Annotated in this window: 20 protein-coding genes; 7 read left to right on the top strand and 13 right to left on the bottom strand. The window is 45.0% G+C overall.

Annotated elements, in window-relative coordinates:
• Positions 1-318 precede the first annotated feature (318 nt).
• From FOT42_RS00725 to FOT42_RS00705, 5 genes are all read left to right on the top strand, one after another.
• Positions 319-1,653, top strand: coding sequence for a phenylacetate--CoA ligase family protein (locus tag FOT42_RS00725; RefSeq protein WP_151888659.1), 1,335 nt, complete (start codon positions 319-321; stop codon positions 1,651-1,653).
• Between the two features lie 159 nt (positions 1,654-1,812).
• Positions 1,813-2,418, top strand: a complete 606-nt coding sequence (locus FOT42_RS00720; RefSeq protein WP_108424742.1) for a sugar transferase — start codon at positions 1,813-1,815, stop codon at positions 2,416-2,418.
• Between the two features lie 43 nt (positions 2,419-2,461).
• Entirely contained in the window at positions 2,462-3,118 is a 657-nt protein-coding gene (locus tag FOT42_RS00715) for an acetyltransferase (protein WP_151888658.1), read from the top strand.
• Between the two features lie 9 nt (positions 3,119-3,127).
• Positions 3,128-3,367, top strand: coding sequence for an acyl carrier protein (locus tag FOT42_RS00710; protein WP_151888657.1), 240 nt, complete (start codon positions 3,128-3,130; stop codon positions 3,365-3,367).
• Positions 3,368-3,388: 21 nt separating this feature from the next.
• Positions 3,389-4,774 carry an AMP-binding protein gene (locus tag FOT42_RS00705; RefSeq protein WP_151888656.1) on the top strand — a complete coding sequence of 462 codons (1,386 nt, stop codon included), beginning with the start codon at positions 3,389-3,391 and terminating at the stop codon, positions 4,772-4,774.
• Positions 4,775-4,864: 90 nt separating this feature from the next.
• On the opposite strand, the gene FOT42_RS00700 is transcribed toward FOT42_RS00705, so the two are convergent.
• From FOT42_RS00700 to FOT42_RS00660, 9 genes are all read right to left on the bottom strand, one after another.
• The gene (locus tag FOT42_RS00700; RefSeq protein ID WP_151888655.1) at positions 4,865-6,034 is read right to left on the bottom strand and encodes an OmpA family protein; all 1,170 of its coding nucleotides are present in this window, start codon (positions 6,032-6,034) and stop codon (positions 4,865-4,867) included.
• A 118-nt stretch (positions 6,035-6,152) separates the two neighbouring features.
• The gene (locus FOT42_RS00695; protein WP_151888654.1) at positions 6,153-6,587 is read right to left on the bottom strand and encodes a hypothetical protein; all 435 of its coding nucleotides are present in this window, start codon (positions 6,585-6,587) and stop codon (positions 6,153-6,155) included.
• Between the two features lie 2 nt (positions 6,588-6,589).
• Positions 6,590-7,732 carry an N-acetyl-alpha-D-glucosaminyl L-malate synthase BshA gene (bshA, locus tag FOT42_RS00690; RefSeq protein WP_151888653.1) on the bottom strand — a complete coding sequence of 381 codons (1,143 nt, stop codon included), beginning with the start codon at positions 7,730-7,732 and terminating at the stop codon, positions 6,590-6,592.
• 118 nt (positions 7,733-7,850) lie between these two features.
• Positions 7,851-10,763 carry a glycoside hydrolase family 3 N-terminal domain-containing protein gene (locus tag FOT42_RS00685; protein ID WP_151888652.1) on the bottom strand — a complete coding sequence of 971 codons (2,913 nt, stop codon included), beginning with the start codon at positions 10,761-10,763 and terminating at the stop codon, positions 7,851-7,853.
• Positions 10,764-10,854: 91 nt separating this feature from the next.
• Complete coding sequence (locus FOT42_RS00680) at positions 10,855-11,337, bottom strand: ABC transporter ATPase (RefSeq protein ID WP_151888651.1); 483 nt, start codon at positions 11,335-11,337, stop codon at positions 10,855-10,857.
• Between the two features lies 1 nt (position 11,338).
• A complete protein-coding gene (locus tag FOT42_RS00675; protein ID WP_192938293.1) occupies positions 11,339-12,124 on the bottom strand; it encodes a (Fe-S)-binding protein in 786 nt (261 codons plus the stop codon).
• 10 nt (positions 12,125-12,134) lie between these two features.
• On the bottom strand, positions 12,135-13,460 hold the full coding sequence (locus FOT42_RS00670; RefSeq protein ID WP_151888650.1) for a (Fe-S)-binding protein: 1,326 nt from the start codon (positions 13,458-13,460) through the stop codon (positions 12,135-12,137).
• On the bottom strand, positions 13,461-14,429 hold the full coding sequence (locus FOT42_RS00665) for an MlaD family protein (protein ID WP_151888649.1): 969 nt from the start codon (positions 14,427-14,429) through the stop codon (positions 13,461-13,463).
• 69 nt (positions 14,430-14,498) lie between these two features.
• A complete protein-coding gene (locus tag FOT42_RS00660) occupies positions 14,499-15,710 on the bottom strand; it encodes an N-acetylmuramoyl-L-alanine amidase family protein (RefSeq protein WP_151888648.1) in 1,212 nt (403 codons plus the stop codon).
• A gap of 130 nt (positions 15,711-15,840) precedes the next feature.
• Between FOT42_RS00660 and FOT42_RS00655 the strand changes: the two genes are divergently transcribed.
• Positions 15,841-18,531 carry a putative LPS assembly protein LptD gene (locus tag FOT42_RS00655; RefSeq protein ID WP_151888647.1) on the top strand — a complete coding sequence of 897 codons (2,691 nt, stop codon included), beginning with the start codon at positions 15,841-15,843 and terminating at the stop codon, positions 18,529-18,531.
• A 41-nt stretch (positions 18,532-18,572) separates the two neighbouring features.
• Positions 18,573-18,953, top strand: a complete 381-nt coding sequence (locus FOT42_RS00650; protein ID WP_151888646.1) for a RidA family protein — start codon at positions 18,573-18,575, stop codon at positions 18,951-18,953.
• Here FOT42_RS00650 and FOT42_RS00645 read toward each other — a convergent pair.
• The 4 genes from FOT42_RS00645 to FOT42_RS00630 form a co-directional block, all read right to left on the bottom strand.
• Positions 18,946-19,797: an N-acetylglucosamine kinase gene (locus tag FOT42_RS00645; RefSeq protein ID WP_151888645.1), complete on the bottom strand. Its 852-nt coding sequence runs from the start codon at positions 19,795-19,797 to the stop codon at positions 18,946-18,948. The genes FOT42_RS00650 and FOT42_RS00645 overlap by 8 nt on opposite strands.
• A 76-nt stretch (positions 19,798-19,873) precedes the next feature.
• Entirely contained in the window at positions 19,874-20,875 is a 1,002-nt protein-coding gene (gene gap, locus FOT42_RS00640; RefSeq protein ID WP_151888644.1) for a type I glyceraldehyde-3-phosphate dehydrogenase, read from the bottom strand.
• A gap of 24 nt (positions 20,876-20,899) precedes the next feature.
• Positions 20,900-21,886 carry a 6-phosphofructokinase gene (gene pfkA / locus FOT42_RS00635; RefSeq protein WP_151888643.1) on the bottom strand — a complete coding sequence of 329 codons (987 nt, stop codon included), beginning with the start codon at positions 21,884-21,886 and terminating at the stop codon, positions 20,900-20,902.
• A gap of 131 nt (positions 21,887-22,017) precedes the next feature.
• Positions 22,018-26,415, bottom strand: coding sequence for a translocation/assembly module TamB domain-containing protein (locus tag FOT42_RS00630; protein WP_192938316.1), 4,398 nt, complete (start codon positions 26,413-26,415; stop codon positions 22,018-22,020).
• Between the last annotated feature and the right edge of the window lie 66 nt (positions 26,416-26,481).

Here is a 26,481-nt window from a genome sequence, read left to right as displayed (position 1 = left end):
ATAATATCGATGAAACGCAAAAAAACACTTTGAGTGACAGACCAAAAAAAGAAAATCATACCAGGTTGAAATATTCCTTTACTGAAATTTTCAAAGGACAGAAACCCTTGTCCAAGTATGGCTAAAAATCAGAAGTAAAAAGAGTTTGTAATCCATTGTTCAATTTGGATCGTATGTATGCAGGTATGTACTATCATCAAAAATTTGATGAAAATGTGACATTACCATTGAAATTGTTTCTAAGAAATTACCAGCTTATTGAGTACTTTTACAAAAAATAAAGCCCTATTTTTCAAACCCCAAACATTAACCTCAAGTATGAAGACTAGTCTTTCAAACCAAATAAGGCAATTTGCTTTTTGGGCAAAAGATGCCATAAAGGGTGGGGAAATCAAAAGTAACCTACAGGACATTGAAGAGTCTTTTGCTTTGGAATCTTTTCAGGCCCTTGAGAAAAAGAACGACAAGTATCTTCATGGACTGTTGAAAAAAGCCACTTCAAAAACTAAATTCTATGCACATCTAAAGGGGCAAGAATCCCTCCATAACTTCCCTGTTGTGGACAAGAATGTCATTAGGGCCAATTTTGATGACCTACAGATGGATACATCGTCCCACACCGTTTTCACCAGTGGCTCCACTGGTACTCCTTTCATGGTGCATCAGACCCAAAAGAAAAAAAGTAGAAATACTGCCGATACCTTGTACTTTGCCGGTAGGGCCGGATATGTATTAGGGGACAAACTGCTCTATCTAAGACTCTGGTCAAAAAAATTGAAGAAAAAAAGATTTCTGGCAACGCTTCAGAATATCGTACAACTGGATATAGAAAATCTAGAAGAACAGCAGATAAAAGATTTATTGAAAAGGCTTCAAAAAGATAATTCCAAAAAGGGATGGCTGGGATATCCTTCCGGATTGGAAAAAATATGCGATTATCTTGATTCAACAAACTCCGGACCGTTGGACTGTAACATTGGATCAATAATCGGGATATCGGAAAACCTGAGTAGGCATGTCAAAAGTAAAATGGGACATTATTTTGGAGTTCCCATGGTATCCAGATACTCGAATACCGAAAATGGGATATTGGCACAACAGCCTATGGGCAGTGACCATTTTACCATAAATTGGGCAAGCTATATAGTAGAGATATTGGATTTCAATGAAGATAGCCCTGTGAAAAATGGAGAACTTGGTCGAATCGTGATAACGGACCTGTTCAACGAGGCTACCCCGATGATCAGATACGATACAGGGGATGTAGGGTCTATGTCCATAAAACCTGAACATCCTTTTCCTGTCCTGAACACAGTCGAAGGAAGACAGTCAGACATTCTTTTTGACACCAAGGGAGCATTGGTCAGCCCGTTTAAGATAATGAGTATTGTACTGGATTTTCCCGAAGTAAGACAATTGCAAGTAATCCAGACTGACATATCCAAGTACACGGTCAAGGTGAACAATGATGGGAAGTTTCACAGAGAAACTGAACTTAGCTCGATTCTCAGGTCATATGTTGGAACTGATGCCCACATTACTGTTGACTATGTTGATGAAATACCTTCGTTAAGCTCAAAAAAGCAAAAAATATCCAGAAATTTACTTGTTGAAAAAAATAGGCCATCAAAAGAAAAAATGATGACCGTATAGCCCCTTGCCGACACAAATGGGCTTTTTATGAACAGGGAACATGTAGATTGGAACATGGTATCTTAACTTCCTTTATTGGACTTTAATCCATATTGTTTTTCTGTCTTATAATTTTGTGCCAATTTTGGTCAACATTTATACAACACCAATCCTAAACATATGTACGCTGGTTTTTTCAAACGGTTCATCGATGCCATAATAGCTTTTATACTTATTTGTATTTCCTTGCCCATATTGATCTTATTGATCATTCTTCTCTATTTTTCAAATGGTGGAAAGCCATTTTTCTTCCAAAATCGACCTGGGAAGAATGGCAAAGTATTCAAGATCATAAAGTTCAAGACAATGAACGATAGAACTGACAGTGAAGGCAACTTGCTCCCCAACAAGGACAGGATCACAAAAATAGGTGGCATTGTACGAAAATCCTCTCTTGATGAGATTCCACAATTATTCAATGTCCTCAAGGGTGATATGAGCCTTATTGGCCCGCGACCTCTCCTAGTGGACTATCTCAAGCTATATACCACGCAACAGTCCAGACGCCATGAAGTGAGACCTGGAATTACCGGTTGGGCACAAGTCAATGGAAGGAATGCCATTTCTTGGGAAAAAAAATTTGAACTGGATGTATGGTATGTAGATCATGTTTCGCTTTTACTGGACTTGAAAATCATGTGGCTTACGGTTCTAAAAGTGGTCAAATCCGAAGGAATATCTGCTTCGGCGGAAGTGACCATGGAACGCTTTCAGGGCACTGCCTAAACAACTTCCCTTAACCAACAATTATATTAGGATAATTTAGCATATGGAAAACCATAAACGAAAGAAAAAGCTCTACATCATTGGCGCAGGTGGTTTCGGAAGGCAATTGGAAAGCTATCTGGACCAACATCCCAAAGAAAAGGTCGACTGGGAATTGATGGGATATATTGACGATAATCCCAATGCCTTGGAGAATGTGGGCTCAGATTATCAAATACTTGGAAATGTGCATACCTACGATTTTCAAGAAGGGGATATGGTCTTGATCGCCATTGCCGATCTGAAGGCAAAAATGAAGATTGTGGAGCTCCTTAGAAACAAGGTAACTTTTTTCACTTACGTATCGGACACCGCATTGGTCGGAAAAAATGTCAAGTTGGGTGAAGGATCTGTCATATGTCCTGGCGCAAAAATCGGTTCCAATGTGTCCATTGGGGAATTTTGCATAATCAACCTTGACACCATTATCGGGCATGATTCAACAATCGGAAAAAACAATTCCATCATGCCGCACGTAGATGTGGGTGGAGGGTCCATTATCGGTGACAACATATTTATGGGCACAAAGGCCACCATATCCCCCCGCCTCAATGTTGTGGACAATACCCACATTGGCGTTGGGGCCGTGGTCATCAAAGATATACTGGAACCAGGCACATACTTTGGCAACCCTGCAAGACGAATGATTTCATCAAATTAATTTACTTTCATGAACGATAACAATACCGAACTTCTCATTGATGCATTTGCAAATGCCTTGGAAATAGAAAAAAACATGGTCAACGACCATCTTGAATATCAAGGGATTCCACAATGGGATTCCATTACACATATGATCTTGATCAGTGAAATTGAGAACACCTTCCATATTGAAATCGATGCTGACGATGTACTTGAAATGAACAGTTTTCAAAAAACGAAGGAAATACTTTCAAAATATAATCTTTGATATTGACCATAAAATAAATAGATGGGACTCTTAAAACAAATGGCCGATAATGACCATCTGAACTTTTTGGATGTTGTTACCGGCAATACGTTTTCTTTGGAGGAAATGTTTTTTGCAATACCTGAAATAGGTGCCTTTGACAAGCATTTGGTGTTTCTATACCTTGACAATAAGATTGAATCAACAGCAATATATCTAAGCTTTTTAGGGACTGGACATTCAACAGTATTACTGAGCAATGGTCTTGACATATCGCTAAAAGAAAGTCTGGAAGCGGAATACACCCCTTCTGCTATTTTTGATCAAACACGTCCGGCCATTCATGGATATGAACAAAATTTTTTGAAGAACAGCTGGTCTACGACAACGCTTTTTATCGGTGATCACTCCCCGACACGGGTACATCCAAATTGCAAAGTCTTGTTGTCCACATCAGGAACAACAGGATCACCAAAATTTGTAAAGCTATCCGAGAGCAATCTTTTGGAGAATGCCAAATCCATTTGCGCATATCTACCGATCACCAGAGAGGACATAACCCCCCTTAATCTCCCTTTATTCTATTCGTATGGGCTCTCCGTACTGCACACCAATGCTATTTCGGGTGGGACCATGGTCTGTGGCCTTCCTGATATCTTGCAAAAGGATTTTTGGAATCTAATGGACAAACATGGATTCACTTCCATTGCCGGGGTTCCGTTTATCTATGAAATGCTCAATAGAATAGGATTCTTAAAAAAGCAATATCCTTCACTTCGATATATTTCCCAGGCAGGAGGCAATCTAAGCCACAATGTTAAGGAGAAATTCAACCACTACTGTCTACAAAACGAAATGGACTTTTATGTGATGTATGGCCAAACAGAAGCCTCCGCCAGAATTTCATATGTGCCGCCGGAATCCTTGGAAAGCAAAATCACATCCATTGGAATCCCCATTAAAAATGGTAAGCTTAGCTTAGACCCTGAAACAGGCGAATTACTTTATAGTGGGCCCAATGTTTTTGGTGGCTATAGCGAAAAGAAACAAGACCTCTCAAATTGGGAGGACATTGAAGTATTAAGGACCGGCGATTTGGCCAAAATGGATGAAGATGGCTTCTATTTTATCATAGGTAGGTTGAAAAGGTTTGTGAAGATTTTTGGAAATCGTGTTAATTTGGACGAGATCGAGCGATTCTTAAAAACCACCTTGGATATAGGCCTAGTAGCTTGTATTGGCATTGAAGATCAGTTCATACTGGTTTCGCACTGTGAAAACCAAATGGATGATACAGAAATCAAGAAAGCCCTTTTCGAGAAGTTCAAAATCCACCAAACATCGGTTAAAGTACAATTGCTCAATGAAATGCCCCTCACAAGCAATGGCAAAGTCGATTACAAAAAAATAACTGCTGACAAAGACTGATTTCACGGACAACTTGTCCCGATGCAACTATAAATAAATGGGCCCGATCTAAATAGATCGGGCCCATTTATTATAGAGCTGTTTTATCTTCTAAAATTTCGTGATCAAAAACTCCGACCTCCTATTCTTTCCGTGCTTTTCTTCAGTACAATACACTCCATCCGTACACTCGTTCACCAACTGAGTCTCCCCAAAAGCTTCATGGTTTATCCTGTCCTCTGTAATTCCTTTGGACACTACATACTCTACCGTACGTTCTGCCCTACGCTCAGATAGCCATTGGTTATATTGGTTCGTTCCCCGTGAATCTGTGTGTGCCGTCACTTTAATGGCAATACTGGGTTCACTTTCCATAATGGACACTAGTTGGTCCAACAATTCCCTATCCTTGGTTGTAAGATATGAAGAGTTCAACTTGAAATAGACATTGCCCAAGTTGTTGATCTTGTTCTGAAGTGCAGCACGCCTAGCATCTTCTGCATCTTTTTTGGCTTTTTCGGAAGCGGCAAGCTCAGCAGCCTCCTTTTCTTTTTGCAAGCGTTCAGCCAATAAACGGGCTTCTTCGTCCGCCTTGGCTATGGAATCCTGTACCCTTTGCTGCTCTTTCTCCATTTCTTCCAAAAGGGCCAATTTCTCCTCCCCTTTTCTGGAAAGTCCCTTTTCTACCTCGAACCTATAGGCAACTCCCAGTGCATGTTGGATATGGTTGGTGGCATTCTCGGTACTCATGGCCCACTTTCCAGTAGAGTTGAAATCCAATCCCCAATGATCGGAAAACCAAGTCCTGAAACCGATAATGGCATTGTAAGTGCCTCTACCTTGGTTATTGGCATCGGTGTAGCCAGCCCCAATACCAATGTATGGATCGAAGAAACCGGTCTCTCCCAAGATCATGTTCAAATCGTAGCTCACCCTAAAATCCAGACCAAAATAGTCCACATCTTCTGGGTTTTCTACATTATCCACAATCTTCCCTTCTTTATATTTATTGTAGGTTCCTATGGCCTCCAGTCCAAGGCCATTTTTAAAATAGCGTCCCACACTGATCCTTGAAGGATAGGGAACCATGTTCCAGCCCTCCTTGAGGTCAAAAAGGTTTCCAAATTCATCACCGGAATCGTCCACGATATTGGTTCCTAACGATACCAACCAAAAACTCTGGACAATACTGTCCTTTTTGGTAAGTTCAATTTCTTGTGCGGAGGTTGATAGCACAAAACAAAAAGCCAAGGCCACTAGGGCAGGTCTAAAAATATTCATGATGCTCGATTTGAGGTTTATCGACTACAAATCTACGTGAAGCACCAACAAAGCTAAATTTTGTACCTTCAAGTGCGGTTTTATTCGACAAGAAGCAGTAAAGGATTTTACTATGCTATCAATCAACCAATTGAAAAACAATCGTTTTGTCGGTGAGAGGCATTTTATACAGGTAAAAGGGTGTTTGTGTGGCCAATGGGTCCTGTTCTTTTATTTCCAATACCACTCCTATGAAGATTTCGGCACCAGTCTCTTTAATTTTGGACAGCTGTACCGATGGTTTTCCCTGCTGTTCGCCCAAGCATATCAAGAGTAGCATTTCTTGGGAAAAATCGATCATGGGCACGGGAAGTCCCGGCTTTCGGGTCTTGTTGATCTGGGAATAAAATCTATTGAGTGATTTGGTCTCCCGTATTTCCTTGGCCTCAAAGACCTCTATCCCAGAATAACCATCCTGTTCCACCAAGACCAAATCTTCAATCTCCTCACCCATATTTTTCTGGGCATTACAGGAGAGCAGACATATGCAGGTCAGGAACAGAAAACGTTTCATGATCAAAAGGTGTTCTTAAAGCGTGACTTATATGCTTTTTCATAGATTTCCTCATACAGTGGCAAAATATGGACAATGTCAAACTTAGTGGCCACATTGTAGGCATTCTGTTTGAATTGTTCCAGGACCGCATCGTCCCTCAATATCTGCAAGGCCTTTGCCGCCATGTCCTCCACATCGCCCACATTGGACAGGTATCCAGATACCCCATCCACGTTCACTTCCGGAATACCTCCTGTGTTGCTGGAAACCACGGCCACCTTGTTGATCATGGCCTCCAAAGCGGCCAACCCGAAGCTCTCCGTCTCGGAAGGCAATAGGAACAGGTCTGAAAAACAGAGGATACGGTCTATTTCGGTACTATTTCCCAAAAACAATACTTTTTCCTTCAAGCCCAGCTTATCGCACAATTGTTCTGCTTTTTCCTTTTCGGGTCCCTCGCCCACCATGATCAGTTTTGCTGGAATTTCTTTTTGGATGCGGTGGAATACATTGATTACATCGGGAATACGCTTTACCTTCCTAAAATTACTGATATGGGTGATGATGCGTTCATTTGCCTTGGCCATCAAGCTTCGCTGGCAGTCGGAATAATCCGGGCTGTACTTAGAGGTTTCTATGAAATTGGGGATCACCTCGATTTCCCTTTCAATGTCAAACAACTCCAAGGTGCTTTTTTTAAGGGCTTCGGAAACCGAGGTCACCACATCGGATTTATTGATGCTGAACGTTACCGCTGGCTTGTAGAATGGATGCTTCCCCACCAAAGTGATGTCGGTACCGTGAAGGGTAGTGATCATAGGAATGAAAATACCATATTCCTGTAGCATCTTTTTGGCCATATATCCTGCATAGGCATGGGGAATGGCATAATGCACATGCAACAACTCTATATCATATTGTTTGATGGTATCCACCAACTTACTGGACAATGCGAGTTCATAGGGCTGGTAATGGAACAATGGATATTCGGGTACGTGCACTTCATGAAAATGGATATTGTTGTCCAAAAGTCCCAAACGGACCGGTTGTTTATAGGTCACAAAGTGTACTTCATGCCCTCTCTGTGCCAAGGCGATGCCCAATTCCGTGGCAACCACTCCACTACCTCCGAAGGTGGGGTAACAAACAATCGCAATTTTCATTTGTCAGTTTTTATTTTTTGGTATGGTCAATGCTATGCCATGTCATTGTCCATTATGAACAGGCCATTCCATGAGGAAGGGCTTTTTATCGAAACAAATCTAAGGCAATATTTATTGTCTAATTAATAATGGAATCATAAATAGCCTTCTGCACACGCGTACGCAATCCAGAGCTTATCAGTAATGTATTGGTCGCCGATGGATAGGTCCTGTTCGACAAAAAAACATAGACCAGTTCCGCGTCTGGGTCTGCCCACGTGAACGTACCCGTAAAGCCACTGTGTCCAAAACTTTTTCGGGACACACAACCACAGGTGGGACCACTACTTCCGAGTTGGGGCTTATCAAAGCCCACTCCCCTTCTCACATCATTGTTGCAGAAATAGCAGGTGTTGAATTTTTTGATGGTCCGCTCGTTCAAAAAGCGTTCTCCTCCATAATATCCACCCTGCAAGTACATCTGCATGATCTTCGCCACTTCATTGGCCGTACTGAAAAGTCCTGCATGGCCACCTGCCCCGCCTTGCATGGCCGCTCCCATGTCGTGGACATAGCCTTGCACGGTCTGATATCTGTAATAGTCGTCCTCTTCGGAGGGAACTATCTCTTCTTTTGGAATTTTTTTCAGCGGGTTGAACATGGTTCGTTGCAGTCCCATGGGCTTGTAGAAAAACTCATCCGCCAATTCGTTTATCGGTCTTTGATAGGTGTTCTCAATATATTCCTTGAATACATAATAGGCTAGATCACTGTACCGATAGCGGTTGGATTTTAAACTTTGTCTTCCTATCCGATTATGGATGGAGTCTTTGTAAGATCTAGTAAGGTACAAATGCTCCGCAACCTTGTACGGAAAAGCCTCCGAAGGATTGTTGCTGTAAAATTCCGGGGAAGGCTTTCTGTCCTTGGTCAAGGTGTCGATGTAAAAAGCGATCCAGGCCGGAAGCCTACCGTAATGCGACAGGGCCTTTAAAACGGTCACGTCTTTCAGCTCGGTGTCCGCATATCCGGGAATCAAATCTTTAAACGTATCGTTGAGCGCAATTTTTCCTTCCTCCTCCATCTTCATGATGATGGGCAGCGTGGACAGGATCTTGGTCAAAGATGCAAGGTCATAAACGGATTCTTCCGTTATCATTTGGTCTGAATTGTACGTGGGCTTGCCAAAATTCTTGTTATAAATGACCTTTCCCTTTCTGGCCACCAACACTTGGGCACCAGGAAACATCAAGGAATCAAGCCCCTGTTGTACCAAGGTGTCCACTTGGGCCAGTTTCTCGGAACTCATGCCCACCCGTTCAGGAATGCTATATCCCAACCGCTGAATGGCTTCCAACTTGACCCCTGTTCCAACTGGAAATTCGGTATGTGCGGATACGGGCAACTTGCCATTGGCCCCTATGGCCCCAAAAATGACCTCTGCCGCTTTCTCTTGGGCAATATTGCTGTTTTGATAAGCCACCACCACCCCGTCCATGGTATCAAAATTGAGCACATCCAAAAGTGCGTAGGGTTTTGCAAACAAGGCCAAAATGGTATTGCTCGTGCGTAACCTGGATATTTCCTCCATCCAGAAGAGTTCGTTTTTGGAGAACTTGTAGCCCTTCCATGGGCTTTCATTGCTTTTGTGCAGACCGATGATGACCAGATTGTAATGGGACAGTTCATTTTTGTATGCTGCAATATCTTTCGCCTTGATCTGGGTAACCTTGTAGTACTTGTTCATGGTTTCCAAAAAGGTAGAACCAGAATCGTCCCCAAACTGGACATAGGCTACCTTCTTATTGTCCAGTTTTCTGATGGGCATCAGGGAAAAATTGTTCTTGGCCACGGTCATCGCTCCCTCGATTGCCTCTTCATAGATCACATCGTTTTCTGGAGTGTTCAGGTCATCGTATAGATTTTCCAATTTCACGGGCTGGTAGTTATTGAGCCCCACCTTGTATTTTGCCATCAATATTTTTTTGACTGACAATGCCAATCTTTCTTCGGTAATGGTACCCTCATTATAGGCCAAAATGAGCCTGTCCTTTGCCTTGGACACATTTTCGGGCATCAACAACATATCGTTTCCTGCTAAAAAGGCCTCCAGTTCCACCTCCCCTTCTTCCGCAAATTGGGAAACCGCCTTCATGTTCAGGGCATCGGTGAATATCAAGCCTTCAAAACCCATTTCTTCTTGCAACAACCCAGTGACTATGTCTTTGGAAAGGGATGATGGATGTCCTTCCCTGCTCTCCAGACTGGGTACATCCAAATGGGCTATCATCACGGAACTCAACCCATGTTCCATTACTTTTTGGAAGGGATATAGTTCGATGGAATCCAATACTTCCCTGGAAGAACTGATGATGGGAAGTGCCTTGTGCGAGTCTGTGGCAGTGTCTCCGTGGCCGGGAAAATGTTTGCCACAGGAAAGCACCCCGGCCGCCTCCATTCCCTTCAAAAAGGCCGCTCCCTTTTTCGCTACATTGATGGGGTCTTCACCAAAGGAGCGGTTGCCAATGATGGGGTTCTGTGGATTGTTGTTCACATCCAGATCGGGTGCAAAATTAATATGCACTCCAAGACGTTTGGCATGTTTGCCAATCTGATGGCCTACTTTTTCCACAAGTGTGCTATCCTGAATGGCCCCTAGGGTCATGTTCCAAGGGAATGCATAGGTGGAATCCAGACGCATGGCCAGACCCCATTCCGCATCCATACCGATCAACAATGGAATTTTGGATTTTGACTGGTATTCATTGGTCAATTTCGCCTGGCGTACAGGAGTTCCGCTCAAGAAAATAACCCCGCCAATACCCTCTTCGTCCACAAGTTTCTGGATTTTGTCCGTGGAGGTCTTATCTTGATTGGACGCTACACTCACCATGAACAATTGACCGATCCGTTCATTCAGGGTCATGCTATTGTACCTGTTTTCCACCCAAGCCATTTGGGCAAGGGAATCTTGGGTCTGTAGAGGATTCTCTTGACCAAAAACTTGGAAACTAAGTAATATGAAAAGGGGAAAATATAGGGTTGACCGCATAAATATCTTGTCTAGGACATGAACTTATAGCTGGTAAAAATATTGCATTTGGTCGAGAAATGCACAGAAATTAAGATACTTTAAGATTGTCCTATACAAACCGGGAATGCCAACTTTCGCTGGCGGGCACCTCCCAATGTTCGAGATATTCCTGTTTGGTGGCCACCAAATTGTTGAACACTATGGTATTGGGGGAAACGGACTTGTCCTTGGCCATCTTTTTGAAATCTTTCAAGGGTTTGTAGGCGATAAACTCACCTTGTTTGAAGGATACGTTCATGCGGTCCAACAACTCCACGTTATATTTTTTCTCCAAACTCTGCACAAAATGGACCGATGCATCAATGGAGCACCCTGATGCGCTGGCATTGGTCTGGTCCAATCCAATCACGATAAATCGTTTGTATTTGATCTCAAACCCAGCGTGCAAATGACTTCCGTGAGCGGTCCATTCCTTTAGGAAACTGTCCAGTTCTTCCTTGATCTCCTCTTGCTCCGCATCCGTGAAACTACGATTGGATTGATAGATCCAAATCCTTGAGTGTTCCGGTAATTCATTAAAATCTACCAACATATCAAATAGAGTTTGCTAAAAGTTCGGCCACGTCCAAGACTGTAACACTGTCTTCTTTTTCATGTGCCTTTATACCATCTGTCATCATCGTATTGCAGTAAGGACAACCCGTTGCAATAATGTTTGGGTTCGTTTCCAAGGCATCCTTTGTGCGCAAAACATTGATGTCCATATCCCCTTTTTCGGGTTCCTTGAACATTTGCGCCCCTCCTGCCCCACAACACAGTGCGGTTTTCTTGTGGCGTTTCATTTCCACCAATTCCGCATTGGTCTTGGCGAGAACCTCTCTGGGAGCCTCATAGACGGAGTTGGCCCTGCCCAGATAGCATGGGTCATGAAACGTGATGCGTTTTCCCTTATAGGTTTCCCCTTGCAAGGTCAAACGGCCCTGATCCAAAAGTTCTTTCAGGTATTGGGTATGATGGACCACCTCGTAAGTACCTCCTAATCCTGGATATTCATTTTTGAGGGTATTGAAGGAATGCGGATCGCAGGTCACTATGCGTTTGATCTCGTAGCCATTCAACAATTGAATGTTCATCATGGCCTGCATTTGGAACAAGAACTCATTGCCTGCCCGTTTGGCCACATCTCCCGTTGAGCTTTCTTCCTGGCCCAACACGGCAAAATCGACATTGGCCTTGTTCAATAACCTCACAAATGCCCTGGATATTTTTTTTGCCCTATCGTCATAACTTCCGGCCGAACCTACCCAAAACAAAATTTCGGGCTGTTTGCCTTCCGCCATAAACTCTTGCATGGTCTTCACCTTCAATTGTTCGTCCATAGTGCCAGTTTTATTCGTTTACCCAGTTCAAACGGTCCATTTGGTTGTATGGCCAAGGTGCCCCATTGTTTTCGATGTTGGACATCATGTTGTTCAGTTCCATGGGTGCAGCGGACTGCTCCATCACCAAATACCTTCGCATTTCCACAATGATGGACAAGGGGTCGATGCTTACAGGACAGGCTTCCACACATGCATTGCAGGTGGTACAGGCCCAAAGCTCTTCCCTGCTGATGTAATCGTCGAGCAATTGTTTGCCATTCGATACAAACTCGCCCTTGTTGGCATCCATGATTTTCCCAACTTCCTCCAAACGGTCGCGGGTGTCCATCATGATCTTTCTGGGCGATAGTTTTTTACCAGTCTGGTTGGCAGGGCATTCGGAGGTGCACCGACCACATTCGGTACAGGTATATGCATTGAGCAGTTGTACCCAATTCAGGTCCATCACATCGGATGCCCCGAACTTTTCTGGGGCAGCTGCATCAGGATTGGCCGGGGCTGCAAAGGGGTCCGCATTGGGATCCATCATCAATTTCACCTCATTGGTCACCGATTCCAGATTGTTGAACTGCCCTTGGGGTTTCAGTTTACCATAATAGGTGTTCGGAAAGGCCAAAAGAATATGGAGGTGCTTGGAATAGTACAGGTAATTCAAAAAGGCCAATATGCCCAAAATGTGCAACCACCAAGCTGTCCTTTCGATTCCTGTCAAAGTGGATATTGAGAGCCCATCGAACAAAGGAGTTATGAATTGACTGATGGGGAAAGCCCCGGCTTGATCATAATGATCGGCCCCCATCTGCTGCAATTGAAAATCGGCGGCGTTCATGGTCAGGAAAAGGACCATCAATACAAATTCTATGTAAAGGATCATGTTCCCATCCTTTTTGGGCCAGCCCTTCATCTCTGGTTTGATGAACCGTTGTAGCTTGATGATGTTCCTTCGTACCCAAAAAACGGTCACGGCCACTATGACGAGAAAGGCCAATATCTCAAAGGAGCCTATCAAAATATTATACAATAGCCCGATTGGGGAAAACAACCTGTGGGTTCCCAAAATACCATCCAAAATAATCTCTAGGACTTCTATATTGATAATGATAAAGCCCACATAGACAATGATGTGCATAAGACCCGCAATGGGACGCACCACCATTTTGGTCTGCCCCAAGGCAATCTTTGCCATGTTCTTCCATCGTTGGGGTTTGTTATCCCCCACATCGACCTTTTTGCCCAACTTGATGTTTCTGATGAGCTTCTTCACGTTGCGCACAAAGAACCCAATGCCCACAATAAGGGCTATGGCAAACACTATGTTGGGAAGATATTCCATTTAATTTTCTTGATTTTCCTCTGCCGGGTCGTCCTCGGGGAGTGTGTATTCCTTTTGCTTTTTCCCGAATACGGACACGTTCACGTATCGCTTGGGATTAAGCCTGAAATCCTGCAACAAAAGGTCCAGTTCCCTGGATGCCGCGGCCAAATTGTTGTAGAGTGCATCGTCCTTGTGCAATTTGCCCAACGAGCCTTCCCCTTGTTCAATTTTTGCCAAGATACCGTTCAGCTTGTCCACTGTGGTCTGGAAGTTGGTAAGGGTGCCGGCAAGGTCCACATTGGCCAAGGAATCGGAAAGTTTTGAAAAGTTGGAGGTGATGTTGTCCACATTCTTCAATGAATTGTCCAACTGTTCCTTGTTGTTCTCCAAAAGCACGTTCAGCTTGTCCGCACTGCCCTTGAAGGCCCCGATCAACTGGTTGAGGGATACAATGGTCTCCTTGAGCTCCCTTTTGGTGGGGTCGTCCAATATATCGTTGACGTTCATCAGCAATGAATCGGCATGCGATACTGCTCCTTCCACCTTTTGCTGCAAGGGGGTCAATTTTTGTTGCACCAGATCGGTGAGTCCCGGTTTGATCTTGGATTGCAGGGTATCCCCGGACTTGGCATTGGGCGCTTGATCAAAAACAGGGATAATCTGTATGCCCTTGCCCCCGATAATACCCGTATCGAAAAGTTCCGCCACGCTATTCTCAGAAAAATCAAATTCGTTGCTCACGGTAAAAGTGACCAAAAGTTTACCTGAACTGTCCTTAAAATTGATTCCGGTGACGTTGCCAACGCCATAGCCATTGATGGAAACCTGTGTACCGGCCTGCAACCCGCCCACGTTCTCATAAACAGCGTAAAATGTTTTGTTATTCTCGAAAAGTGGGGAGGATTTTAGATAGCTAAGCCCAAAAATAAAGGCCACAATCCCTACAATCACGATAATCCCAGTTTTAATTTCCCTGGATAGTTTCAAAAGATTCGGTTTATGATTTAAACAAATTTAGGAATATTTTTTACAAGGTATCCACAGATATTTTTTCTCTTACTCCTGGACTTGGGCCAAGGGCACTCGGTCACCGTTCTTATAAGCAACAATATAGGAGGTGGTATAGCCTTTGGCATCTGCCTTGGCCTTCAAGCGTTTGGCATCTTCCAAGGTGCTGGCATTGCCGTACAGGTAACGGAACAGGTTCTTGTAGGGTTCCTTGGACAGTTGGTCCAATCCATTGAAATTTTCCCCCTTCAACGGAATGTTCTTCGCGCTGGCCATAAGTTGTACCTTGAACACGACGTCCGTTTTGGAATCGATTGCCACTCCCTCCTTCTCCTTGACCGGAACAGTGGCCACTGTGGTTTCTTTCTCTTGCTGCACTTCCTTGGCAGCGGTCTCTTCCTTCTGTTCAACAATTTCTGGAACAGTTGTGGGTGTCTTGGCTTCTTTGATCGCCGGGGTACCGACACTTGCATCGCCCCCTATGCCCATTTCGGCCTTGTAGGCCAATATGGCATCGGCGATGGCCGTTCCCATTTCGTCCTGTCCCTTCTTGGAGTTGAGATATCCACCTTCGCTCTTGTTGGTCAAGAACCCAGCTTCCACCAGAACACTGGGCATGAAAGTTTGGTGCAGCACGATAAAACCTGCCTGTTTTACCTTCCGGTCCTTTCTGCTGAGTTTTTTGGTGAAATTGTCCTGAAGTTTTTTTCCCAACTGTATGCTCTGGTCCAGAAATTCCTCTTGCATAATGGTCAACCCGATTACAGATTCCGGGGAATTGATGTCATATTCCGCATAGCGCTGCTCGTAGTCGTCCTCCAGGTAGATCACGGAGTTCTCCTTTTTGGCCACTTCAAAATTTTGTCGATTGGCGTGCAGTCCCAATACGTAGGTTTCCGCACCATAGGCATCCGAACTGTGTGCATTGCAATGTACCGACACAAAAAGGTCGGCCCCTGCCTCATTGGCAATCTTTCCGCGGACAAAAAGGTCAATAAAAGTGTCATCTTTCCGAGTATACACCACTTTGATACCCGGGTGTTTTTTGAGCTCTTCCCCAATCTTGAGTACAATGGCGAGTGAAATATCCTTCTCCAGATAGCCATTGCCTATATTTCCTGGGTCATGGCCGCCATGGCCAGCGTCCAGTACCACCACAAATTCATCCTGGGGCGGCTCTTCGGTTTCATTTTTGGTAAAAGAGAGCAACGGAAGTACCATAAGGATGAAAACTAGAAATGCAGACCGACTTTTATTCATATGAAGTGAGTAATTATAGTGTCCCGTTAAGGTTAAAAATATTGTAATCCGCCGTAAGTAGACCAAAAAATATATGTAAGTTTGAGGCCAAAAACTGGGCCAAACTAGCACAAAAATAGGATTTATCACGTTGCAAGCAAATAAACATCTTTTAGTTTTCCTATTTGTTCTTCTATGTGGCAAGGCAACGCTAATAGCTCAGGAGAACCCCATTGTACCTTTGCCCATCCAGGCCGTGGGCGATACCTTGACCGCTCCCCTTATCCCCGCAGATTTCCTTAAAAAAACGGTTGCCACCGATTCTGTTGAAACCGATACCGTCCCTAAAAAACAGCCTTTGTTGCTGGACAAGATCAAATACAAGGCGAAGGATTATGTAAAGCTCAGCCAAAAGGACAACAAAATTTACCTCTACGATGAGGCAGAAATCTATTATCAGGACACCGAATTAAAAGCCGGGGTCATTGTGATGGATTATGTAAAAAATGAGGTCTATGCCGGACGGATGAAGGACTCCTTGGGCAATTATACCCAACTGCCCTATTTCAAACAGGGGGAAAACGAGGTGAGACCGGATTCCATCCGTTTTAACTTTGATACCCAAAAGGCACTCATCTGGAACTCCAGGACCGAACAGCAAGCCGGCTTGGGCCAATTGGGGAGTGATGCCATGAAGGTCTATGCGGAAATCACCAAAAAGGAGAACGATTCCGTGTACTTTTTATACGAAGGAAAGCTCACCACCTCCAAGGATACCGTTGATCCCGACTATTACATCAGGGTGCGGAAGGCCAAGTTTGTGCCCAAAAAGAAGATCATTGCCGGATACAGCAACATGTACATCGTGGACGTACCCACGCCCATTGCGCTGCCCTTTGCCTATTTTCCCCTGACCACGGGCCGTGCACCGGGTCTGATATTCCCCACTTTCGGGAACGATCCCCAAAGGGGATATTTTATCCAGAACGGGGGGTACTACCTGCCCATCAGCGATTATGTGGATTTGGCTGTAACAGGAGATTTCTATACCAACGGAAGCTATGGGTTCAGGGGACAGTCCATCTACTCCAAACGTTACAAGTTCAGGGGCAATGTCAATGTGAGCTACGAAAACCTTATCCAGAGTCAACTTGGTTTCAGCGACTACAGCAGAACGAGCAACTATAACATCCGGATATCGCACACCCAAGACCCAAAGGCAAGTCCAAATTCGAGGTTCTCAGCTTCTGTGAATCTTGGGAGTAGCCAATTTTATACGAACTCGCTCAACCAGATAAACCGAAACAATACACAAACGAACACCTTTGCCTCGTCCATTAGTTATTCCAAGACTTTTCCTGCCTATCCTTCGGTCAACACCAGTTTGACGCTGAGCCATACCCAGAACTCCAGGACGCAACAGATCAATATGTCACTGCCCACTTTTCAGGCGAGCATGGAGCGTATTTTTCCATTTGCCAAACGGGACGGCATCAAAAAGGGGGTCATCCAAAACGTGAACTTTCAATACGATGTAAACGCCCAGAATAGCATCACCACTACGGAAGAGGACTTTTTTACCAGCAAGATGTTCGATGATGCAAGGGTCGGGGCGCGGCATAGGATTCCCATCGGGACCAACTTCAAGGTGGCCAAATATTTTAGTGTGAGCTTGAACGGGAGCTATGAGGATGTTTGGACCTTGGAGACCATCCGCAGGCAATATAATATGGAAGAGGAACGGGTGATAACGGATACCATCCCAGGATTTGACCGTTTCAACAGATATAATCTTGGAGCGAGTATCGGTACCACTATGTATGGTACCTGGAATTTTGGGGAGGGCAAGAAGATACAGGCCCTTCGCCACGTTATGAGTCCGTCGGTGAGCTATAACTACACCCCTTCCTTTGAGCAATTCTATGAAACCTATTTGGATAAAAATGGTAACGAAGTCCAGTATACGCCCTTCGAGACAAGTGTTTATACGAGGCCTTCTTTGAACAAGGGAAGTTCTCTTAGCTTCTCTCTGAAGAACTCCTTGGAGGCCAAGGTCCGGGATAAGGATTCGACCGCAACGGAACCCAAAAAGGTTAGCATTTTGAGTAACCTCACGTTTTCCGCAAGTTATAACCTAGAGGCCGACTCCCTCAAGCTGAGCCCCATAAACATGAGCGGTGCCACCGAAATCATCAAAAATGTCCCCATCAACTTTGCGGCCACCTTTGACCCCTATGCCATTGATAATAGTGGGCGGAGGATAAACACCCTGAACATCAAAAATGGGGGTGGCCTGGCCCGATTGACCTCGGCCCGATTCAATACCGGTTTTTCACTGGACAGTGAGATGTTCCAAAAGGGAGGGAAGAAAAAAGACCCCAATGAGCAAGAGGAACCCGATTATGGGGCCAACCCTTTTGAACTGGATGGCGCGCGGACAGGAGAACCCCATTTCAACAAGGGGGATGCCGAAGGCGGTGACGTCGAGAATCCCATATACAACACTAGTCTACCCTGGGATGCACGGTTTACCTATGTGGCCACATATAACAACAATAACAGACAGGGCGAAATTACCAACCACTCCCTTATGTTTTCAGGGAACATACAATTGTCCCCCAAATGGGAGGTCGGTTTCAATTCAGGGTATGACCTTAAAAATCAAGGGTTTGCCGACACCCGATTCAATTTCAAGCGAGATTTGGGAAGTTTTAGGCTAAGTTTTGACTGGACCCCTTTCGGACGGTATGAAAGATGGTATTTCTTTGTAGGTATAAAAAGCTCCATACTCCAAGACCTAAAATGGGAAAACAGGAGCCAGCCTTTTAGGAACAACAGATAGTTTTTTTGTATAATTTTCAGCACCTAAATTCAGTACAGACCATGAAAAAAATCATCAATACCTCCAAGGCCCCGGCCCCAATAGGCCCGTACAACCAAGCCATACTCGTAAACGGTATCCTATATGTCTCCGGTCAGGTTCCGATGGACCCAACATCAGGAAAGTTAGTGGAAGGTGACATCAAAAAAGAGACCCAACAGTGCATGGAAAACCTGAAAGCGATTCTGGAAGAGGCCGGAATGGGTTTTGAGGATGTGGTAAAGGCATCCATCTTCATCAAGGACATGCATCAATTTTCCCAGATAAACGAGGTATATGGCAGCTATTTTGATGCTGATACGGCACCTGCTAGGGAAACGGTTGAAGTGGCCAATCTCCCAAGATTTGTCAATGTCGAAATCTCTATGATAGCGATCAAATAGTCTTTCGGTGGAACTCCACCAAACCTTCTATGGGTCTTCTGCGGATAACCCCCAGGATCAGATCATTTCGTTCCAGACAAGCTGTCAATTCATCTTGTAAAAAGTGTGCTATGCTCCCTACGAAGCTCACAGGTACTTTCGTGGCCAGCTCAAACTGCATGATGTAGTTGTTCACAAACTGCTGCAACCCTTTTTCGATGACGCCTTTGCAATAGGGATGCTCTTTGTTCTCTATGATGAAACGGGCAAAAGTGGCCAAATAGGTATTGGGGTTGGGCTGTTTGTACAAATGCTCCTTGATCACATCCGCATCAAGGTCATACTCCTTGGCAAATTTCATCCCAAGGTCTTGTGGCATTTTGTGGAAGTAGTAATCCCGTAGCAGTTTTCTTCCGAAAAAGTTGCCACTGCCATCGTCCATCAAAATATAGCCCAAAGAAGTCACTTTTTGGATCAATTGGTGGCCGTCGTAATAACTGCAGTTGGAACCTGTGCCCAAAATACAAACGATTCCTTGTCGTCCAATCTGCGTAGTGGCATATATGGCCGCATAGGTATCTTCCCTAACCTCAGCCTTGGCATTGGGAAAAAAGTCCTTAAAAATCTCCTTCAAAAACCTTTTCATCCGATCGGTGCCGCAACCTGCCCCGTAGAAATATAATTGGGTTACCGCGCTTTTATTTTTGGAAAGCTCAAAGTTGTTGGCCAATCGGTCTTCGATGACCTCCCTGGTCAATACTTCCGGGCTAAGCCCCAAGGTTTGGGTAAGGAACAATTGTTCTCCCTTTTCATCCAAGGCAATCCAATCGGACTTGGTGGCGCCACTATCCACGATCAAGATCATAGGTTGATATTTTTATGGAATCCCAAAGGAGCATTTACTCCTTTGGGATTATAAATATGTTTAAAAAGCTACTTAATTAAAGGCTTGCCGCATGCAAGGCAAGGTCAACCAATTTGTTGGAATAACCTGTTTCGTTGTCATACCAAGAAACCACCTTGAAGAACGTGGAGTTCAATTCGATACCTGCATCGGCATCAAAAATGGAGGTCCTTACATCACCCACGAAATCTTGGGAAACCACCAACTCGTCAGTGTAGCCCAAGATACCTTTCAATTCGCCATCAGCGGCTTTTTTCATCGCTTTTTTGATACCTTCATAGGAAGTTTCCTTCTCCAATTTCACGGTAAGGTCCACCACAGAAACGTCCGCTGTGGGTACCCTGAACGCCATACCGGTAAGTTTTCCTTCCAAGGATGGGATTACTTTGGTCACTGCCTTGGCAGCACCTGTGGCGGCTGGAATAATGTTCAAAAGGGCACTTCTACCACCCCTGAAATCTTTTCGGGAAGGTCCGTCCACTGTCAACTGGGTAGCTGTTGTGGCGTGTACCGTGGTCATCAAGGCCTCTGCAATGCCAAACTCGTCGTTGAGCACCTTTGCGATGGGGGCCAAACAGTTGGTGGTACAGGAAGCATTGGAAATGATGGTATCGGTTGGCTTCACTTCTTTGTGGTTCACACCCATAACGAACATGGGGGCATCTTTTGAAGGAGCGGAGATGACCACTTTTTTGGCACCACCATCAATATGGTATTGCGCAGTTTCCAAAGTGGTGAAGATACCGGTACATTCCGCAACGATCTCAGCACCTACGGCATCCCATTTCAAATTTTTCGGGTCACGCTCGGCGGTGATCCTGATGGTTTTTCCGTTTACGACCAAATGGCCGTCCTTTACTTCCACGGTACCATCAAACACACCGTGTACCGAATCGTACTTCAACAAGTAGGCAAGATGGTCCACATCCAACAAGTCGTTGATGGCCACAACATCTACATCGCCTCTTTTTACGGTTGCCCTGAATACCAACCTTCCAATTCTACCGAATCCGTTGATCCCTATTTTCAAATTTGACATTTCTACTTTATTTATGTTTACGTTTTATGTTGTCATGATATCGGATACCCTCAAGAGTTCCTCGTCAATTTCCGTATGTGCCTTGATGGCATCGGCAATCGGGGTAAGCACCAATTTGGTATCCCTGATGCCCACCATGTAGTTGGATTTGCCTTCCAAGAGGCTTTCCACGGCCTTTACGCCCATCCTACTGGCCAATACCCTATCGTAGCAGGTGGGGTTGCCTCCACGCTGCATGTGCCCCAATACCGATACCCGGACATCATAGATGGGCAAATGCTGCTCCACATATTCCTTGAGCTCGAACACATTTTTGCCGGTCCTGTCCCCTTCGGCCACAATGACAATACTGGAAGATTTTCCAGATGCCTTACTGCGTTTGAGGGATTCCAAAAGGCGTTCAAGACCCAAATTCTGCTCTGGGATCAATATTTCCTCGGCACCTGCGCCAACCCCTGCATTGAGGGCGATATGTCCCACGTCCCTTCCCATCACTTCCACAAAGAAGAGACGGTTGTGCGAACTCGCCGTATCCCTGATCTTGTCCACGGCCTCCACAACGGTGTTGATGGCGGTGTCAAAGCCCAGGGTATATGATGTTCCCAAAATATCATTGTCAATGGTGCCAGGGATTCCCATCACTGGGAAGCCAAATTCTTGGTTGAACAACATGGCGCCATGAAAGCTTCCATTACCGCCGATCACCACAAAGGCATCGATGCCTTCCTTGATCAATTGGTCGTAAGCTTTTTGTCTTCCTTGCTTTGTCCTGAACTCTTCACAGCGGGCAGACTTTAGGATGGTCCCTCCCTTATTGATGATATTGTTCACACTTCTTGCATCGAGGGTCTTGAAATCCCCTTCTATCATACCTTGGTATCCTCTGTAGATACCCACGCACTCTATCTTCAAATACGCACAGGTACGGACCACGGAACGAATGGCAGCATTCATTCCCGGCGAGTCCCCACCTGAGGTAAAAACCCCTATTTTCTTAATTTCTGAAGCCATTAAAAATTTTAAGAGGTCAAAACTAGGAAACTTTATCCAATTAATGAATGCCTTGATAATTTATTTGTTTTCGGGGAATTTCTCAAACGTTTTCGTAAAAAAACAATCAAAAAATGTCAAAAAAAACAAACTTAATTCATGGATTTTGAAGAATCTACCGTCTTGGGCAAAAAGCGGATCAAACTATCCTTGCCCATGACCTCTTCGGAGGCCTGTTTTTGTGTTGCCGGACCTACTCTATCTTCCTTCTTCTTGAATACTTTCCGCATCAATTCCTTGAAGCTGTCAAAATCCACTTGATAGGAAAGTCCGACCCCTTGGGTATAGCCTTGACGTTCGGCCAAAAACTGCTGTATTTGGTTCTCCCTGTTGAATATCTTGGCGCTAAGGGTGCCTTCCTCGTTCAAGAGTACCTGCACCTCGACATCACCTGCCACTACGGTCTCGGACACCCCACCCACTGGGACCCCTACCCTTCCATTCACCAGAATACGGTCGGATATCTGCGTGGATACGGTGACCCCAATCCTGTTTTCCGTGCGGATATCGGCATTGGGGTCCAAAAGTCCCTGCTCATAGGATACCCCCAGATTGAACTTGTCGTTGTTGCTGCCCAAAATCTGGTTGAGCAGCCCCGAAGCCGTCTGGATCAGGTTCCCAGTGACCGCTTGTTGGTTGATCCCGCTTTGGGCGTTCACAAAGGTGCCTTGGGCAAGTAGGAAAAAGGCGTTCCGTTCCTTGACCGTGGGATCCTGCAACCTGTATTGGAGTTCGGACTGTACCACGGAATTGGTCCCGGGAAAATCAATATCAAAATTAATATTGGGGCTTTCCAGTTCCCCATCCAATCGGACGACCACCTCGGTGGGGATCCTTCCCGTAAAGCCTGCATTGTCCAGAAGAGGGCCTGGATTGGCATTGAGGGAATAGACCGCTTCAAGGTTCAATTGGGCCGCCAATGGATCTCGCTCCCAAAGGATGGTACCTCCGGGACGTACCTTGAATTTCTTATCGATGACCCCTCCATATTTGAAGTTGTACTCCCCTGTCACCGCAACAAATTCCCCATACATATTGAACTTGCCATTGGTATTGATCTCTATCAACAGAATTCCTTCCCCAGTTCCTTTCAGGGAGCTTCCAGAGCTCCTGTCCACCACGATCTCCACTTCTGCGTCAGGTGTCACCGCAAGGTCGAAGGCCATTTCCAGGCCTTGGTAATCCTCCAGCACCCTTTCCTTCTCAAAAGAATTGGATTCGCCCTTTTCAATAAAATTGATAAAAGAATAGTCGCCCACGCTGGTCACATCGCTCAGCGGTATCTTCAACGAGGTTCCCCGCGCCGTAGTGGCATCCACCGAAATGGTAAGGGCATCCGTAGGCCCATAGATACTCCCTGTCCCGTTGATGAAGCCTGTTCCGTAGTACAACGACTCCTCATTGTAATCCGTGTTGAGGATCAGGAACCGATTGTTCCTGGTATCCACATCCAACCCTAGGTGCCAATCATCAAAATTCGTATGGCTTATCGTTCCGTCCAAGATAGCCGTTGTTCCCTCGTCCACATCGGAAAGACCTACATTTTCAAAATAGAAAGTCTGATCAAAAAGACGTACCCGTGAATAGGGTGCAAAATCATAATCCACATTGAGGTAGGGAATGCCTATACCGGCCTCATTCAGGGTAAGATCTCCATTGATGGAGGGGTTTTCCACACCGCCACTGATCTTTACGTTCCCACTCACCTTGCCCCTTATGTTGGAAACCACGCCTTCTCCCAAGGGGCTGAAGGGTTCCATATCAAAATCCATCAAATTGGCCATCAGATCGAGGTTCTGTTTGTTGTTGAAGTTGGTCACCTTCCCATTGACGCTCAATTTTTCCTTCCCGTTGTCGTTCAGCCAAGTGCTCACCCCAAATTCCGTAAGGTCATTGTTGCCAAATATCCCCACTTCCAAATCACCTAAGCGGATGTCGTTCACACTAAAGTCCCGTATATTGAGACTGGACGTAGGCAGGTACTTCCCGTCCTTTTGAAGGATATTGAGAAAACCGTCCACCGATCCGTTGAGTTTGAGACTGTCAATGGCCGGAGTGATCTTGTTCAGGGAGACGATCTTGAACTGAAGATCGAGATCTTTGTAGGTGGAATCCGCAAATTCTCCCCTCAACCGAATCTGCTCCTTATTGTTGTTGTCCATCACCACATCCTCGATCAGAATGCTGTCCAGGGCACTGTTGAAGATGACCTTGTTCTTGCTGTTCCCGTCCTTGTTCAGGACCCATGTGCTCCCTTTAAAGCTGACCTCCGATTTTTTCAGGCCGATGACAGACTTGTTGTTCTCGTTGAAGGTATGGTAGAAATTGAGGTTATAGCTATCGTTGTATTCGCTGCCCCCTTTAAATTCCGTTCTAAAGAACAGGGTGTCCTTCAGCGTGGTGTTGATCAGGCTGAAGTCCTTGATGTCATAATACACCGTGGACATGTCGTCCACGGAAATAAAGGTGTTGAAAAGCGGGTTCTTGTTGTCTATTTTTAGTTCGATGTTGTCGAACTTATTTTCAAAAGCCTCGATACTCGGGGATTTGAAAGTAAGTTTGAAGTCACCTTCATCGGCCACAATATTTCCCCTGATAAAGGTGTTGGGGTCAAAGGCCACATCCGGGAAAAAGACATCCACGATCTTGTTATAGATCTTGAAATTGAAATCCAGGTACTGTCCCTTGGAAATCTTAAATGGTTTGTAATTGGTGTAGATGCTCCCTACGGAATTCTGGACCAGTTTTCCAATTTCATTGACCTTGAATTTCCCCCGCATGTACCCGGTGATGATATCGGGCGAATTGATTTCCACTGTCCGCACCGTATCTTTATCAAAAGAGGAATTCACGGTAAAGTCCTCGAAGAAATAGGTATCGTTCTTGTTCTGGTAGGTGGTGTTGGTGAAATTCATCTGACCAACGATATCGTCCAGGTTCCCGCCTTCGATGTCCATATTGACGTACCCCTTGAAAATGGAGATACTGTCGTCAATGAAATTGAGTTTTTTCAGATCGGCATAGTCCACGGCGGCGATAAAGTTGAACTTGTTCTCCCTTCCCCCGAAATCGGCCAATCCCTTAAAATCGAACCGAAAGTTATCATCGTTGCACAAAAGGGTCCCGTCAAACAGCTGCTCCTTCAAAATTCCGGACACCTTGATCTTGTTGTATTCATAACCGTTGTACTCCAACTTATAGATTTCCCCGATAACCTCAGTGTTCAGGCTTTCGGCCACAAAACCTTTTCCCTCGACGTTCATGTCCAAAGAGGTGAGCCCCAACTGGTCATCATTGGTGAAAGCGCCAAGATCAAAATCAATCAACGATATGAACCCAATATAAGAGGCATCGTCTATGGTCTGGATATTGGTCATTTGAAGGTCCACGTAGCTGCTCCCAATGGCAGTGTTCAGGTTGACCTTGGCATCCAAGGAGGTTTCGGTCACCTCGGCATCTCCCCGAACGGTGAACTGCCCTAATTTTTGTACCGATTCAGGGATGTTCTTGCCCAGTATGTTGGGTAGAATGCTCCTTAATTGGTAATAGCTCGAGGTCAGGTTATCGATATCGCCCCGTAATACAAAAGGGGCCTGTTCGCTGAACAGGTTATCGAACTCGAAATCACCCCTGATCCCCGTATTGTCCGTAAACAGGAACAGGTCATTTACCTGAAGTTTATTGAGCACTCCAGTGAAATTCCCTGTAAAAGTGACTTCCTTATCCTGACCGAACTCATCGAAAAATGCATTCACCTCGTTGAGCGAAATGGTGGATTCCGTAAAATCCGCCTCCACATTCACCCTATCCAAAAACTCGGCAAAGTCCTCCCGATTATATTTGAACACCAAATTGCCCTTGAGCTCCGATTGTTCGGTATCGATCAGGAGCGAATCAAATCGCATCTCCTCTTTGGTATATTTGAACTTGGCCGCCAACTTCTCCAACACGATTCCCCGCTTGGCCTCCATGGTAAGTCCCAAGATGTCCAAGGTCACCTCTGGTCCCAAAACCTGAAAATCCTCGGCAAGGATCTTGATATCGTTAAAATCCAGTATTTTTTCAGATTCGAGGTTTTCATCGATCAACCTGAACTTTCCATTATTGATCTGTATTTCATCAGAGGCCATAAAAAAAGGCGGTGTTCCCGGGTCCCTGGGCTTGCCATCATCCAATTTGGCCACAAAAACATCCAGATTGGTATCGTCTTCGCCTTCGTAAGTCTTTAGGTTAAAGATCAACCCATCCGCCTCGATATCGCCAAACTCCATCTTACCATTGGCCATGTTCCTAAGGTTGAGAATGGAAGTGCTGAGTTTATGGATGTAAAAAAGTGTGTCCTTTTTGTAGTCCTCCACATAAATTCCCTTGATGCCCGCATTCAGCGTGAAAAGAGAAAGGCTTACCCTGTCGATCTGCATGTTCGTGCCGAACTCCTTGTTTACCGAATCCATGGCGTATTTGGCCAATCTGGTCTGCACCACGGGCATGGACAGTACCAATGAGACCAATACCAATAGCACTAGGATGGCCAAGAGGGAACGCAACAGTATTTT

The organism is Flagellimonas hadalis, assembly GCF_007785775.2.
Classification (GTDB): Bacteria; Bacteroidota; Bacteroidia; order Flavobacteriales; family Flavobacteriaceae; genus Flagellimonas; species Flagellimonas hadalis.
The sequence above is the reverse complement of the archived record's forward strand: the minus strand, read 5'-3'. Positions and strand labels throughout refer to the sequence as shown.

Bases quoted from the DNA above. Each gene is read 5' to 3' on its own strand.
- FOT42_RS00725 (WP_151888659.1), top strand. From the start codon at position 319: ATGAAGACTAGTCTTTCAAACCAAATAAGGCAATTTGCTTTTTGGGCA.
- FOT42_RS00720 (WP_108424742.1), top strand. From the start codon at position 1,813: ATGTACGCTGGTTTTTTCAAACGGTTCATCGATGCCATAATAGCTTTT.
- FOT42_RS00715 (WP_151888658.1), top strand. From the start codon at position 2,462: ATGGAAAACCATAAACGAAAGAAAAAGCTCTACATCATTGGCGCAGGT.
- FOT42_RS00710 (WP_151888657.1), top strand. From the start codon at position 3,128: ATGAACGATAACAATACCGAACTTCTCATTGATGCATTTGCAAATGCC.
- FOT42_RS00705 (WP_151888656.1), top strand. From the start codon at position 3,389: ATGGGACTCTTAAAACAAATGGCCGATAATGACCATCTGAACTTTTTG.
- FOT42_RS00700 (WP_151888655.1), bottom strand. From the start codon at position 6,034: ATGAATATTTTTAGACCTGCCCTAGTGGCCTTGGCTTTTTGTTTTGTG.
- FOT42_RS00695 (WP_151888654.1), bottom strand. From the start codon at position 6,587: ATGAAACGTTTTCTGTTCCTGACCTGCATATGTCTGCTCTCCTGTAAT.
- bshA (WP_151888653.1), bottom strand. From the start codon at position 7,732: ATGAAAATTGCGATTGTTTGTTACCCCACCTTCGGAGGTAGTGGAGTG.
- FOT42_RS00685 (WP_151888652.1), bottom strand. From the start codon at position 10,763: ATGCGGTCAACCCTATATTTTCCCCTTTTCATATTACTTAGTTTCCAA.
- FOT42_RS00680 (WP_151888651.1), bottom strand. From the start codon at position 11,337: ATGTTGGTAGATTTTAATGAATTACCGGAACACTCAAGGATTTGGATC.
- FOT42_RS00675 (WP_192938293.1), bottom strand. From the start codon at position 12,124: ATGGACGAACAATTGAAGGTGAAGACCATGCAAGAGTTTATGGCGGAA.
- FOT42_RS00670 (WP_151888650.1), bottom strand. From the start codon at position 13,460: ATGGAATATCTTCCCAACATAGTGTTTGCCATAGCCCTTATTGTGGGC.
- FOT42_RS00660 (WP_151888648.1), bottom strand. From the start codon at position 15,710: ATGAATAAAAGTCGGTCTGCATTTCTAGTTTTCATCCTTATGGTACTT.
- FOT42_RS00650 (WP_151888646.1), top strand. From the start codon at position 18,573: ATGAAAAAAATCATCAATACCTCCAAGGCCCCGGCCCCAATAGGCCCG.
- FOT42_RS00645 (WP_151888645.1), bottom strand. From the start codon at position 19,797: ATGATCTTGATCGTGGATAGTGGCGCCACCAAGTCCGATTGGATTGCC.
- gap (WP_151888644.1), bottom strand. From the start codon at position 20,875: ATGTCAAATTTGAAAATAGGGATCAACGGATTCGGTAGAATTGGAAGG.
- pfkA (WP_151888643.1), bottom strand. From the start codon at position 21,886: ATGGCTTCAGAAATTAAGAAAATAGGGGTTTTTACCTCAGGTGGGGAC.
- FOT42_RS00630 (WP_192938316.1), bottom strand. From the start codon at position 26,415: ATGCCCGTGGTGCAGACCAGATTGGCCAAATACGCCATGGATTCGGTA.